This window comes from Ruegeria sp. O4 (assembly GCF_056535125.1).
This window is the reverse complement of sequence record NZ_JBQERO010000009.1, coordinates 107,800-122,022: the sequence shown is the minus strand read 5'-3', so window position 1 is coordinate 122,022 and position 14,223 is coordinate 107,800. Positions and strand designations below refer to the sequence as shown.

Below are 14,223 nucleotides of genomic sequence, written 5' to 3'. Positions count from 1 at the left end.
GCAAAGGTTAGAAGCAACCGAGCAGGCTTTACCACAGTTTCGTTACGTCGACTGATAGGTCAGAGCCCGCACGCTGAAGCATGGCCAGTGCCATCCAAGATGCACATCGCTCGATCAGCAATTGCACAGATCGACTTCAGCCCCAAACAGGTAGCACGTTGGTCTTTACACCGTCAGAAATCCAGATTCTCGACGCTCAAAGCGTTTTTCTGGATAAATTCCCGACGAGGTTCGACAACATCACCCATTAGCTTGGTGAACAGATCGTCGGCTTCCACCATATCGTCTACGCGCACTTGAAGCAGCGTGCGTGCATCCGGGTCCAAAGTTGTTTCCCAAAGCTGGTCGGGGTTCATCTCTCCCAGACCTTTGTAGCGCTGCAGGGACAGGCCCTTTTCCCCTTCTTCCAGAATGGCGCGCAACAGGTCCAGCGGACCGTGGATCAATTGGCTACGATCACGGCGGATCAACGTGGCCGATGTGTTGTAGACCTCTTGCAGGCTTTGCGTGAAGCTGCCTGTTTTGCGGGCCTCCCCCGACCGCAGCATCGGGCCGTCCAAGGTGCGAACCTCTTCGACACCACGCAGAATGCGGGCCAGGCGAATTCCGTGATCCTGCGTGATCCGGCCCTGCCAGCCACGCTCATACTCCAACGCGATCAGATCCAGACGGGCGGCAACCTTGTCAGCCACCCCTTGCAGGTCGGCGTCCACCGCACCCGGCACAAAGGCACCGGCAACGGCTGCCTGTTCCAGAATGTGGCGCGGGTAGTGTGTCGGGAAGGCGTCCAGAACACGCTTCAACTGTCGCGCTTCGTCCACCACGCGGGCCAGATCCTGACCAATGATCTCTTCGCCCGATCCCAGTTTCAGCACGGCACCCTCGATCCCCTGATTGACGAGATAATCGTCCAGCGCCGCCTGATCTTTCAGATAAACCTCTGATTTACCGCGCGAAACCTTATAAAGTGGCGGCTGCGCGATATAGAGATACCCACCTTCGATCAGCTCAGGCATTTGCCGGTAGAAGAACGTCAGCAGCAGGGTCCGGATGTGCGCACCGTCCACATCCGCGTCAGTCATGATGACAATCTTGTGGTAACGCAGCTTTTCGATGTTGAACTCATCGCGGCCAATACCCGTGCCCAGCGCCATGACAAGATTGCCAATCTCCTGCGAGGACAACATCCGGTCAAACCGCGCGCGTTCCACGTTCAGGATCTTACCGCGCAGCGGCAGAACCGCCTGAGTCAGCCGGTCACGGCCCGTTTGCGCCGACCCTCCGGCTGAATCGCCCTCAACAAGGAAGACTTCGGTTTTGGAGGGGTCCTTTTCGGAACAATCCTTCAGCTTGCCCGCCAGATAGTTCACATCCATCGCCGTTTTGCGGCGGGTCAGTTCACGCGCCTTGCGCGCGGCCTCGCGTGCCAGCGCAGCCTCGATGATCTTGCCGACGATCGCCTTGGCCTCGGTCGGGTTTTCTTCAAACCACTCGGCAAGTTTTTCGTTCATCAGACCCTCAACCGCCGGACGAACCTCGGAACTGACCAGCTTGTCTTTGGTCTGTGACGAGAATTTCGGATCAGGCACTTTGACCGACAGCACACAGGTCAGACCTTCGCGCGCGTCATCACCGGTAAAGCTGACCTTTTCCTTTTTCGCGATCCCGCTGGACTGCGCGTAGTTGTTGATCGTCCGGGTCAGGGCACCTCGGAAACCCGCCACATGGGTACCGCCATCGCGCTGAGGTATATTGTTGGTGAATGGCAGGACAGATTCGTGATAGCTGTCGTTCCACCACATTGCGATTTCCACGCCGATATCGTCGCGCTCGCCCTTGATATAGATCGGCTCGGACATGGCGGGGGTTTTGGACCGGTCGAGATACTTAACGAATTCCTTGACCCCACCTTCATAGAACAACTCGGTTTCCAGCCGTTCCGCCGGACGCTCGTCAATCAGGATGATCCGAACGCCCGAATTCAGGAAAGCCAGTTCGCGCAGGCGTTTTTCCAATGTCTCGAATGAGTATTCGAGGTTCGAGAATGTATCGGTCGAAGCCAGAAACCGCACTTCTGTTCCTGTCCGGTCTCCGCATTCACCGACAACCTTCAGGTGCTCAGCGGTTTCGCCACCTTCAAACCGCGCGACATGCTCTTTGCCATTGCGCCAGACACGCAGTTCCAACCAATCCGAAAGCGCGTTCACCACGGAAACACCCACACCGTGCAGGCCGCCCGACACCTTGTACGAATTGCTGTCGAATTTTCCGCCGGCATGCAGTTGGGTCATGATGACCTCGGCCGCCGACACGCCTTCTTCCGGGTGGATGTCCACCGGAATACCACGCCCATTGTCGCTGACCGAAACACTGGAATCGGCGTGAATTTTCACCGTCACATGGTCAGCATGACCCGCCAGAGCCTCGTCAATCCCGTTGTCGACAACCTCATACACCATATGGTGCAGACCCGAGCCATCATCCGTGTCCCCGATATACATGCCGGGGCGTTTGCGAACTGCCTCCAAGCCTTTGAGAACCTTGATAGAATCTGCGCCGTATTCTTGAGGGGCCTGTGCGTCTTCGGACATTCAGTCAGTACCTATATTATTTTGGTAACTTATACGTTTTCTGGTAGGGATTGTCACGCCATCCCCCAATATTTTGTGGTTTTCCGGATCGTTTTTTGCCGCCCCGAGAGGGGCTCACAAACGATCGATATCAGACGCGATATCCGCTGCAATTTGCGCCGCATCAACGTCTGTGCGTTCAGCGGACAAGCGCAGCCCCAGAATGTCTGACTGATACCTGGCCGCCAAACGATCCGGATCACGTCCCGCCCCGATTTCACCGGCATCCTGAGCCTTGCGAAACAGATCAGCGAAACAGTCTTTCATTTCCGCCATGTAATGCGCCGCCTGATCCGCAAGGTCATGATCCTTCGCCTTCAACTCGGCATATGTCTTTGCCAACATGCAGGCCTTTGCCGGGGTCTCGGCTGCTTCGATCACCAATCGGGGCTGTGCTTTCAGCGCCTCCTTCGGACCCAGTCTCTCAGCCAGGGCCTTTAGGCGCGCCAAACCTTCTTGCGTATAGCTTTCCAGCGTCAGCGCATAGAGCGCATCTTTCGACCCGAACGCCGCATAAAAACTGCCGGGCTTCAGCTTCAGTTCCCGCTCCAGATCCTTCAGCGATGTACCAGCCCAGCCCTGACGCCAGAAGATATCCTTCGCCTTCGCGATCAACACGTCACGATCGTATGCGGGTTTGCGGGGCATCAGCATCACCAATTCTTGAACGTTCACTCAAATATATACTTGAGCGATCACTCAAGAAACCCTAAATACGACCCATCGCGCCAGAAACAGGAGTTCCGACATGGCCAATTTCCCGTCTCACGACCTCGAAACCGCGCCTGAAGCATCCAAACCGCTGCTGCAAAAGTCTCAGGCCGCTTTTGGTCGCTTGCCCGGCCTGCATAGGGTCATGGCCGAAAGCCCTCAACATCTGGAAGGCTACCAGATTTTGCACGGCCTGTTCCTGAAAACCGATTTCGACAATGATGAGAAAACCGTCGTCTGGCAGACCATCAATGTTGAAAACGAGTGCCACTACTGCGTGCCCGCCCACACAGGTATCGCCAAGATGATGAAGATATCGGATGAGATCTCGGACGCCCTGCGCAATGAAACCCCGCTGCCTTCAGCCAAGCTCGAAGCACTGCGCACCTTCACCCTAGAAGTGATGGAAACCCGCGGCAACCCGACCGAAGATCAGCTTCAGGCGTTCTTTGATGCGGGTTATTCCCATCGCGCGGTTCTGGATGTCGTGCTGGGTCTGGCCCAGAAAACCATGTCGAACTACATCAACCACATGGCCAAAACCCCGGTGGACGAGGTTATGCGCGGCTTTCTGTGGGAACGTAAAGTCAGCGAACCGGCCTAAGCAGTCACGACCGAACCCTCATCGCTTTCGGTAACGATCAGCGTCTGGGCCCGGTCGCCCAATTCCGCAAACAGTTCAGGCCCGGTACCGGTCATCCAGGCCTGAGCGCCCAGCGCGCAAATCTCGTCATAAAGCGCTGCACGCCGCCCAGCATCCAGATGCGCGGCCACTTCATCCAGCAGAACGATCGGAGGTGCGCCCAGCATTGCCGCAAGCGCCCGCGCATTGGACAGGATCAGCGACACCAAGAGCGCTTTCTGCTCACCAGTGGAACACTCCCTTGCCGGCACGCCTTTGGCCGCGAACACACCGTACAGGTCGGACCGATGCGGCCCCACCAGGGTCCGGCCTGCTGCCAGATCCCTGAACCGGCTCTCGCCCAACGCGTCTCGCAAATCTTCCGCCGTCTCGGGCATTGCGCCTTCGGTTTGCACCAATTCCAGTTCGGCCGACGGAAAGACTGTTTCCGCCCTATCCTGCGCTGCCCGCAGAAGATCCAGCGACCTCAACCGCGCGGTATGGATGCGATGCCCCGTCTCGGCCAACTGCCTTTCAAGCGCGGCGTACCAATGCGCATCCCTGATCTGCTCTTTCAGAAGGCGGTTACGTTCGCGCATCGCTTTTTCATAGATCAGCGATGCTTCAGCGTGGGCTGGGTCAAAACTCAGCGCGATACGGTCCAGAAACCGACGGCGCCCTTCCGCCCCTTCAATCCACAGACGGTCCATTGACGGGGTCAGCCAGACAACTCGCGCAAGTTTCCCCAGATCGATCTGCGTCGCCGACTTGCCATCAATTCGCACCTGTCGCGCTGCGCCGCCCTCGGACCAGGTTTCGATCTCAAACCGCTGCCCCTGAGCGTCCAGCAACCCAGACAGTTTCCAACCCAACGCCTCGGGCCGTCGGGTCATCTCGGCTGCACTCGCCCGCCGCATTCCGCGACCGGGTGAAAACAACGACACCGCTTCAAGAAGATTGGTCTTCCCGGCCCCATTTGGCCCGTGAATAGCAACGGGACGTCCGTCCAGAGACAACCGCGCCAGCTTATGAGATCGAAAATGCGAGACCGTAAGCTCGGTCAGGGCCAATCCCATGACCCCTCCCTTCATCTTTTCAAAAATACTCCCGCCGGAGGCATCGCGCGTCCGCGCGATCAGACGCGCATCGGCATGACGACGTATACAGCACTCAGGTCGTTGCCTTCACGCATCAATGTCGGGTCACCAGCCGAGTTGAACAGGAAAACTGCATTCTCACGATCCACCTGAGACGCAATCTCCAACAGGTATTTGGCGTTGAACCCGATCTCCAACCGCTCATCCCCGTAAGCGACAGCCAATTCTTCCTCGGCGGCGCCACTGTCGGGTGCATTCACCGACAAGATCAGCTTGTCGCCTTCCAATTGCAGCTTCACTGCCCGCGACCGCTCCGACGAAACAGTTGCCACGCGATCCACGGCCTGCGCGAATTCAGCAGCATCCACTTCAAGCTTGCGGGTGTTTCCTTGCGGGATAACGCGTGTGTAGTCGGGGAAGGTGCCGTCAATAACCTTCGACGTCAGCGTGATATCCGGCGTGGCAAAGCGTACCTTGGTTTCACTGACCGAAACGGCGATATCCATCTCGTCGTCATCCAGCAGCTTGCGCAACTCGCCCACTGTTTTGCGGGGCACGATCACGCCCGGCATATCCGCCGCGCCATCCGGCAAATCTGCGTCGATCCTCGCAAGCCGGTGGCCATCGGTGGCCACACAACGCAACACTTTTCCACCCTCGGACCCATCTGCCACATGCATGTAGACACCGTTCAGATAGTACCGGGTCTCTTCGGTCGAGATGGCGAATTTCGACTTGTCAAACAACCGGCGAAGCAATGCCGCCGAAGCGGTGAAATTCGATTGATACTCAGACGATGCCATCACCGGAAAATCTTCCTTCGGCAGTGTCGCCAGCGAAAAATTCGACCGCCCCGCTTCAACTGTCAGCCGTCCAGCGGCGCTGTCAGCAGTCAGTGTCACCAGCGCACCGTCGGGCAGTTTGCGCACAATCTCATGCAGGGTTGTTGCCGCAACGGTCGTCGCGCCTGCCTTTTCGACCTGTGCGGGTGCCTTATCGACCACTTCGATATCCAGATCGGTGGCACGGAACTGGACCTGATCGCCTTCGGCCTCGATCAGGACATTGGCAAGTATGGGAATGGTATTGCGACGTTCTACAACGGACTGGGCCTGCGAAACGGCCTTAAGAAGGGTGCCGCGTTCAATGCTGATCTTCATACCCTCAATTCCTCTGACTTGCGTACCGACATGGGCGGGACTGGCACGTTAGCGGTTCCACCCCGAGGCACAAGGATTTTTTACGGATTTCTGGGTTGGAATGCAGCAACCGTCAAGTGCGGCGTGCCCAACGGGCCTCAGTTCTGGTGCAACCGTGGATTATTACGCACAAAAAACGCCCCGGAACAGAGGCCCGAAGCGTTCCTTAGCGCTGCTGGCCCGGTTCAGGCTTCGAGAGACCTGCGTAGCATTTCCACGTCTTCAGCGATCTGGCCATCGGTCAGTTTCAGCTCTTCAATGCGCTTGACGCCATGCATGACCGTGGTGTGGTCGCGCCCGCCGAACCGACGGCCGATCTCTGGCAGCGATCGGCTGGTCAGCTGCTTGCAAAGATACATCGCCACCTGACGGGGGCGCGCGTAGGATCGCAGGCGCTTGGGACCGATGATATCGGACATGCGGATGTTGTAGTATTCGGATACTTTCCGCTGGATTTCTTCAACCGTGATCTTGCGCTCGGATGCGCGCAGGACATCTGCCAGACAATCCTGCGTCAGCTCCATGTCGATCTCGCGCCCAACCAGCGAGGCAAAGGCAAACAGACGTGTCAGAGCACCTTCCAGCACGCGGACATTGGTTGAGATTCGATGGGCCAGAAACTCAAGAACGCCATCCGCAATCGTCAGATCAGGATAGGAGCTGCTGTATTGCTGGACCTTGTTTTGCAGAATGCCCAGGCGCAATTCATAGTCAGTCGGATGCAGGTCAACGACCAGACCACATTGCAGGCGCGACTTTACACGATCTTCCAGATCCTTGATTTCGCCCGGGGCGCGGTCGGCCGAAATGATGATCTGCTTGTTCTGATCCACCAGCGCGTTGAACGTATGGAAAAACTCTTCCTGAGTAGAATCCTTTCCGGCAATGAACTGCACGTCGTCGACCATCAGCACATCGACCGAACGGAACAAATGCTTGAAATCCATCATCCGGCGTTCCCGCAGGGCCTGCACGAAGCGATACATGAACTGTTCGGCTGACAGGTACAGGACATTCAGTTCCGGATGCTTGGTTTTCAGCTCCCAGGCAATGGCGTGCATCAGGTGGGTCTTACCCAGACCCACTCCGCCGTACAGAACAAGCGGGTTGAATGTGACCGGGCCACCTTCGGACACGCGGCGCGCGGCAGCATGGGCCAGCTCGTTGGGTTTGCCCACCACGAAACTGTCAAAGGTGAAACGCGAATCCAGCGGCGCGGCCTGCAACGACTCCAAAGCGTTCTGCGCACTATCCGTAGCGACTGTGGGTACCGGCTCTGGCCGAGTTTCGGCGACCACCTTGGCTGCGGGCTTGGGGCGTGCGGGCGAGTTGGCGGCAACACGGAAATCCAGACGCTGAACGGTTTCCCCAGCCGTATTCAGCTCGTACAAGATAAGGTCCGCAAAATTCTGGCTGACGTAATTCCCCATAAAGTTCGTTGGCACGGAAAAAACCGCCACACCATCCTGCAGCTCTTTAAATTCCAGAGGCTCGATCCAAGTGGTGAAATTATTCCGACCGACAGCCTTCAGCAATTTGTTACGCAGTAGTCCCCATTTCTCTTGTGTCATTCAGCGCCTCACGCATCCCATTCTTATTGGCCTGTCGGCCTTATCATACGAAGCCGGTTGCCCGGTCTTGTATTCACACGCCCAAAGGGAACCTATCGCCAAACCTAACGGTTTGGCGGGATTGCCCCTGAAAGTTCGGTGCACCCGGATTTTCGACGCTCAACAAAAAATGAGCGTCCCGAAACTCGGGCTGCACGTCACAATCTCAATTTTCAGACAGGGCCGAGAATCCCGGATAACCCGGACTTCGCGGCAAATCGGCAGCCCAGCTTGCGCCAGTCGTCGACGAATGTTTCCTGATCGATCTGATGCCCGTCAGTCCGATCGAGTAAACAGCCTGTCCCCCCAAGCGAGTGAATCGCTGACATCAGTGGTAGCAACTTGAAATGGGGCGCGGCAACGAAACTCTGATATTGACTCGGGTCTTTGGTCGAAAGAATCTCTCGGTTTCGTGAAGGCGCGGTATTCCGGCAACACGAAAAAAGGCGCCGCAATGCGCAGCGCCTTTGACATTAGTTCAGCCTTGCTGACTTGACCTAAGGTAACCCGCGGGCTTTAGCCCAGAGCTTTGACCCGGGCCGACAGGCGCGACATTTTACGCGCGGCAGTGTTCTTGTGGAACACGCCTTTGGTGACGCCGCGCATCAGCTCAGGCTGGGCGGCGCGCAGTGCTGCGGTTGCCGCATCTTTGTCACCGGATGCAATCGCTTCTTCGACTTTACGCAGATAGGTGCGGATGCGCGAACGACGCGCTTTGTTAACAGCGAAACGCTTCTCGTTCTGACGGGCGCGTTTCTTTGCCTGGGGCGAATTTGCCATGTATCTCTGACCTTCGTTCGGTACGGTTATCAAGGGTTGCGCGCCACGGATATATCCGCACCGGATCAGAAATCACGAGTGTGAGTCGGGCCAAGCGGGCCGCACGCGCATGTATTGCGGCGCTCAATACCGAACATTTCAAGGATTGCCAAGCCGATTCTTGGGGCTCACAAACCGGGTAAAGAAAAGGCGGGCATAGCCCGCCGTTCATTAGTCTCTTGCGTTTTACTTGTCGCGAAACTGCGCAGCCCGCTTTTCAAGAAACGCCGCCATGCCCTCTTTCTGGTCCTCGGTGGCAAACATGGAATGGAAGACGCGACGCTCAAACAGCATTCCTTCACTCAGCGGAAGCTCGTAACTGCGATTGACCGCTTCTTTTGCCGCCGCCGCCGTCAGTGCCGATTTCTCGGCTATTTTTTGCGCCGCACCAACGGCTTCCTCGATCAGCTTCTTGGCCGGTACGACCCGGCTGACCAAACCAGCGCGCTCGGCTTCGTCCGCGTCCATAAACCGACCAGTCAGGTTCATGTCCATCGCCTTGGACTTGCCGACAAAGCGCGTCAAACGCTGGGTGCCGCCCAACCCGGCTATGACGCCAAGGTTGATTTCAGGCTGGCCGAATTTTGCAGTGTCCGCAGCAATGATGAAATCGCAAAGCATTGCCAACTCGCATCCCCCACCCAGAGCATAGCCCGCAACCGCGGCGATGATCGGTTTGCGAATCGCCAAAACCCGGTTGTTTGCATCAGCAAAAAGATTGGTGGTGTAGACATCGACAAAGCTCATCTCGGACATTTCCCTGATGTCCGCGCCTGCGGCAAAGGCCTTGTCCGATCCGGTGATGACGATGCAACGCACCTTGTCGTTGCTGTCTGCCTCTTCCAGCGCGGTACACAACTCACCCAGCAACTGGGAGTTCAGCGCATTCAACGCATCCGGTCTGTCGAGTTTGATTAGGGCGACGTGGTCTTCGATTTCGACGATGATCGTCTCAAAAGCCATGAGAAAAAAGCTTCCGGTTGTTCCGTTCAGTTACGAGTCCTTACCACGCGAATTCTCTGGATCAAGCTATCTTTGGCATTGCGCACAGTAGAAGGATGAGCGACCGGACTGGGTGATTCTCTGGATCAGACCAGTGCAACCTTCGGTGCGGCAGGGCTTTCCTTCGCGACCGTAGACATCAAAGCTGTGCTGAAAATATCCAAGTTCTCCATCAGCTTGGCGGAAATCCCGCAGGGATGATCCGCCTGCTTCGATCGCGTCCTGCAACACCCTCCGAATGATGGGAACCAGCGATGCGACACGTGCCGCAGATATTTGCCCTGCTTTGCGACGTGGCGACACCTTGCCGCGATAAAGCGCCTCGCAAACATAGATATTCCCCAATCCGGCAACGATTCCCTGATCCAGCAGAGCTGATTTGACAGGGGTATTCCTGCCTTTAAATGCTTCAATCAGGTGTTGCTCATGGAAATCATTACCCAAGGGCTCTGGTCCCAGAACCGCCAGAAGCTTGTGATCTTCGGCCGTGGCTGTGGGCAGTAGGTCCATCGCCCCGAACCGGCGTGGGTCGTTAAAGGTGATACGCGCCCCGTTGGCCATGTGAATAACAACATGGTCATGTTTCTCAACGGCAGGATGTTCGCGCAGGAAATGACCCAGTGGGTCCCCTGACACCGTCATTCGCCCCGACATCCCCAGATGTATCAACAAGGTCTCGCCACTGCTGAGATCGGCCAGGATGTATTTTGATCGCCGCCTTAACCGATCCACCCGCTGCCCGGTCAGCCGTTCTGCCATGCGTTCGGGAAATGGCCAGCGCAGATCCGGGCGGTTCACATCGGCGCGTTCTATCACTATGCCCTCCATCGCGGGAACAAGACCCCGTCTTACTGTCTCGACCTCGGGCAATTCTGGCATTACAGGGCTCCTATTCCAAAGGGCCGCATTGTACCCCGCTTCCAGAGCCCTATAACAGAAGCGAAATTCGACAAACGGCAAGGCTTATGTCCGACAACAGCGACAACACCACTCATTTCGGGTTCGAAACCGTACGCGAGGCTGACAAGGCCGGGCGCGTGCAGGGCGTGTTCAACTCGGTCGCCTCGAAATATGACGTGATGAACGACGTCATGTCGATGGGTATCCACCGGGTCTGGAAAGACGCGATGATGGACTGGCTGGCACCACGCCCCGGTCAGCGTTTGCTGGATGTTGCAGGCGGAACCGGTGACATTTCCTTTCGCTTTCTGAAACGTGCAGGCTATGGCCATGCCACGGTTCTTGATCTGACAGAACCCATGCTGATCGAAGGCCGGCAACGCGCAGAAGCCGACCAGATGGCCGACAGCCTGAACTGGGTGGTGGGCGATGCCATGGCCCTGCCATTCGAAGACAACACCTTTGACGTCTACACGATTTCTTTCGGCATCCGGAACGTGACCCGCCCGCAAGAGGCCCTGAACGAAGCCTTTCGCGTGCTGAAACCCGGTGGCCGCCTGATGGTACTGGAGTTCAGTCAGCTTCCCAATGACGGGCTGCAGAAGCTCTATGACCTCTACAGCTTCAATGTCATTCCACGCATGGGAAAGCTGATCGCGAATGATTACGACAGCTATCAGTATCTGGTGGAGTCGATCCGCAAGTTCCCCGATCAGGAAACCTTCCTGAACATGGTCCGAACTGCTGGCTTCGAAAACGCGAAATTCCGCAATCTCAGCATGGGTATCGCCGCGCTGCATTCCGGCTGGAAGATCTGACGCATGCGTGGTCCCCACAACATCATCCGCCTGATCCGTACAGGCGCAACGCTTGAGCGCACCGGTGCCATGAACGTGGTCCTCGACGCGTTCGAGGCGCCAAGGGCTATCCGGTTTCTTGCCCACGCTCTAGGCAAACCGTTTTGGTGGCTGGGTTACAAGGGCGACCCGGATATGCCGCCTGCAACACGTGCACTCACCGCTTTGGGCCCGGCCTACATCAAGTTTGGTCAGGTGCTTTCTACGCGCCCGGATGTAGTAGGCAATGAACTGGCTGTGCAACTTCGTGTTTTGCAGGACAAGCTGCCGCCGTTCTCGAAAGCCGTGGCTTTGGCCGAAGTGGAAAAGGAACTGGGGCAGCCTGTTGCCGAGATATTCTGCGATTTCAGTGAACCCATTGCAGCCGCGTCCATTGCTCAGGTCCACAAAGCCAAACTTGTTAGCACGGGCGAGGATGTCGCCGTCAAAGTTCTGCGCCCAGGGATTGAGCGCGCATTTCGCAAGGACGTGGACGCGTTTTACTTCGCCGCTCGCATAGTCGATTTGTTTGCGCCGGGTGCTCGCCGATTGCGTCCGATGGAGGTCATTGAACATTTCGATGGCGTTGTACGGGGTGAACTGGATCTGCGTCTGGAAAGCGCTGCTGCCTCGGAATATGCGGCCAACACAAAAGACGACAAAGGGTTCTGGCTGCCGCCTATATTGTGGTCACTGTCGGCACGGCGCGTGATGACACTCAGCTGGGCCGACGGTGTTCCATTGGGTGAAAATGACGCACTGGACGCCGCTGGCCACGATCGCCGCGACTTGGCTGAACGTGTGCTGCGCCTGTTCCTTCTTCACGCCCTGCGCGACGGCTATTTCCACGCCGATATGCATCAGGGCAACCTCAAGGTCGCCGCCAACGGTGATATCATCGCTTATGATTACGGTATCATGGGCCATATCGACGAATACACGCGCCGGGTCTATGCCGAGATTCTGTTCGGTTTCATCCGCCGCGACTACAAGCGCGTGGCCGAAGTGCATTTCGAAGCCGGTTACGTTCCTGCACACCAGGACGTCGATGAATTCGCCCGCGCCCTGCGTGCGGTTGGCGAACCGATCTTCGGTATGGATGCCTCGCATATTTCGATGGGCCGTTTGCTAAGCTATCTGTTCGAAGTGACAGAGCGTTTTGGCATGGAAACCCGAACCGAGCTGATCCTTCTACAGCGCACGATGGTCGTGGTTGAAGGCGTTGCCCGGTCACTGGACGACCACATCAATATCTGGGAAGTTGCCCGCCCCGTGGTCGAAGATTACATCAAACAATCCATCGGCCCGCGCGCCGCGCTTCGTGACTTTGCCAAAACCGCTATGGTTCTGGCACGCTTTGGTCCGCGCCTGCCGACATTGGTCGAAAACGCGTTGATTGCACAGACGCACAAAGAAGAACCGGAAAACTCGGGTCTGTTGCCAAAATTCCTGCCCGCCGCTCTCGGTGCGGTTGCCGGCGCAGCCGTAGTTCTGTTGATCACTACACTCGGCTGATTGTGATCCGCAGCTTCATCTGGCTAAAAATATCCTCGGGGGGAATCGCGCCTTGCGCGATGGGGGGCAGACAGCCCCCCTTTGCCCAGACCCGGATCAGAGCCGCTCGATGGCAATGGCGATCCCCTGACCACCACCAATACACATGGTGATCAACCCTTTTGATCCGCCTGTGCGCTCCAGCTCATAAAGCGTCTTCATGGTAATGATGGCGCCCGTCGCACCGACAGGATGCCCCAGCGCAATCGCACCTCCATTCGGGTTCACCTTCGCTGCATTCAACCCAAGCTCCTGGTTGACGGCCAGCGCCTGCGCGGCAAATGCTTCGTTGCTTTCGATCACATCAAAGTCTTCCACTGACAAACCCGTCCTCCTGAGCAGGTTTTGCACAGCCGGTACCGGGCCAATACCCATGACTTCGGGGCGCACGCCAGCATGTGCATATCCGATCACGCGCGCTTTTGGCTTCAACCCGGCCTTTTCCGCCGCGTCTGCCGTTGCCAGCACCATCGCCGCCGCACCGTCGTTGATGCCCGAGGCATTGCCCGCCGTCACACGCCCATCTTTCTTGAACACTGGTCGCAACCCGGCCAGCGCATCGGCTGTCGTCGCTTTGGGATGCTCATCAACTTTGAAATCCACCATGTCGCGCTTGACCTTCACCTGAACGGGCACGATCTGGCTTTCGAAATATCCGGCTTCAATTGCGGCTGCCGCGCGGGTCTGGCTGGTCAGGGCGAAGTCGTCCATCTGTTCACGGCTGATCTGGTGTTCATCGGCAACGTTCTCGGCCGTCACACCCATGTGCCCTGTGCCAAAGGGGCAGTTCAACGCACCCAGCATCATGTCCAGCGAAGTGACATCACCCATTTTCGCGCCCCAGCGTGCCTGTGGAACAATGTAAGGGCTGCGCGACATGCTTTCTGCGCCACCTGCCACAGCGAAATCGGCATCGCCAAGCATCAAGGACTGCATCGCCGACACGATCGCCTGTGCGCCCGAGCCACACAGACGGTTTACATTCATCGCAGGGGTGCCATTCGGAATCCCAGCCTGCATCGCGGCAACACGCGACAGGTACATGTCCCGAGGCTCGGTATTGATGACGTGGCCAAATACAACATGCCCGATTTGCGCACCTTCTACCCCTGACCGTTCTAAGGCCGCTTCGGTGACCACCGTCGCCAGATCAATGGGTGCGGTTGACGCAAGTGCGCCACCGAAAGTTCCAATCGCGGTGCGCGCACCATCCAGCAATACGATGTCTGTCATGTCTTTCTCC

At 57.2% G+C, this 14,223-nt stretch carries 12 protein-coding genes; 3 read left to right on the top strand and 9 right to left on the bottom strand.

All coding sequences use genetic code 11. From position 1 onward, the window contains the following. Positions 1-173 precede the first annotated feature (173 nt). Positions 174-2,591, bottom strand: a complete 2,418-nt coding sequence (gene gyrB, locus ACR0J7_RS12220) for a DNA topoisomerase (ATP-hydrolyzing) subunit B (protein ID WP_480539388.1) — start codon at positions 2,589-2,591, stop codon at positions 174-176. A gap of 114 nt (positions 2,592-2,705) precedes the next feature. Beyond that, complete coding sequence (locus tag ACR0J7_RS12215; RefSeq protein WP_480488096.1) at positions 2,706-3,278, bottom strand: TetR/AcrR family transcriptional regulator; 573 nt, start codon at positions 3,276-3,278, stop codon at positions 2,706-2,708. A gap of 100 nt (positions 3,279-3,378) precedes the next feature. Here ACR0J7_RS12215 and ACR0J7_RS12210 point away from each other — a divergent pair, with 100 nt between their 5' ends. Next, positions 3,379-3,945: a carboxymuconolactone decarboxylase family protein gene (locus ACR0J7_RS12210; RefSeq protein WP_480773996.1), complete on the top strand. Its 567-nt coding sequence runs from the start codon at positions 3,379-3,381 to the stop codon at positions 3,943-3,945. Here ACR0J7_RS12210 and recF read toward each other — a convergent pair. The 6 genes from recF to mutM all read right to left on the bottom strand — a co-directional run bounded on the left by recF (position 3,942) and on the right by mutM (position 10,569). Continuing rightward, a complete protein-coding gene (gene recF, locus ACR0J7_RS12205; RefSeq protein WP_480900093.1) occupies positions 3,942-5,039 on the bottom strand; it encodes a DNA replication/repair protein RecF in 1,098 nt (365 codons plus the stop codon). The genes ACR0J7_RS12210 and recF overlap by 4 nt on opposite strands. Before the next feature lie 59 nt (positions 5,040-5,098). Further along, entirely contained in the window at positions 5,099-6,220 is a 1,122-nt protein-coding gene (gene dnaN, locus ACR0J7_RS12200; RefSeq protein WP_267363127.1) for a DNA polymerase III subunit beta, read from the bottom strand. Between the two features lie 224 nt (positions 6,221-6,444). Beyond that, on the bottom strand, positions 6,445-7,830 hold the full coding sequence (gene dnaA / locus ACR0J7_RS12195) for a chromosomal replication initiator protein DnaA (RefSeq protein ID WP_209507181.1): 1,386 nt from the start codon (positions 7,828-7,830) through the stop codon (positions 6,445-6,447). A 555-nt stretch (positions 7,831-8,385) separates the two neighbouring features. Beyond that, complete coding sequence (gene rpsT, locus ACR0J7_RS12190) at positions 8,386-8,649, bottom strand: 30S ribosomal protein S20 (protein ID WP_039541017.1); 264 nt, start codon at positions 8,647-8,649, stop codon at positions 8,386-8,388. Positions 8,650-8,874: 225 nt separating this feature from the next. Next, on the bottom strand, positions 8,875-9,651 hold the full coding sequence (locus ACR0J7_RS12185; RefSeq protein ID WP_267363125.1) for an enoyl-CoA hydratase: 777 nt from the start codon (positions 9,649-9,651) through the stop codon (positions 8,875-8,877). A 66-nt stretch (positions 9,652-9,717) separates the two neighbouring features. Then, complete coding sequence (gene mutM, locus ACR0J7_RS12180; protein WP_480773995.1) at positions 9,718-10,569, bottom strand: bifunctional DNA-formamidopyrimidine glycosylase/DNA-(apurinic or apyrimidinic site) lyase; 852 nt, start codon at positions 10,567-10,569, stop codon at positions 9,718-9,720. An 86-nt stretch (positions 10,570-10,655) separates the two neighbouring features. On the opposite strand from mutM, the gene ubiE reads away from it, so the two are divergent. Both ubiE and ubiB read left to right on the top strand, forming a co-directional pair. After that, positions 10,656-11,408 carry a bifunctional demethylmenaquinone methyltransferase/2-methoxy-6-polyprenyl-1,4-benzoquinol methylase UbiE gene (gene ubiE, locus ACR0J7_RS12175; RefSeq protein ID WP_480900015.1) on the top strand — a complete coding sequence of 251 codons (753 nt, stop codon included), beginning with the start codon at positions 10,656-10,658 and terminating at the stop codon, positions 11,406-11,408. Between the two features lie 3 nt (positions 11,409-11,411). Further along, positions 11,412-12,941 (top strand): 2-polyprenylphenol 6-hydroxylase, encoded by a 1,530-nt coding sequence (ubiB, locus tag ACR0J7_RS12170; protein WP_480914412.1) that lies wholly within the window; start codon positions 11,412-11,414, stop codon positions 12,939-12,941. Between the two features lie 96 nt (positions 12,942-13,037). Here ubiB and ACR0J7_RS12165 read toward each other — a convergent pair whose 3' ends face one another. Next, on the bottom strand, positions 13,038-14,213 hold the full coding sequence (locus tag ACR0J7_RS12165; protein ID WP_480488107.1) for an acetyl-CoA C-acyltransferase family protein: 1,176 nt from the start codon (positions 14,211-14,213) through the stop codon (positions 13,038-13,040). Positions 14,214-14,223: the final 10 nt, after the last annotated feature.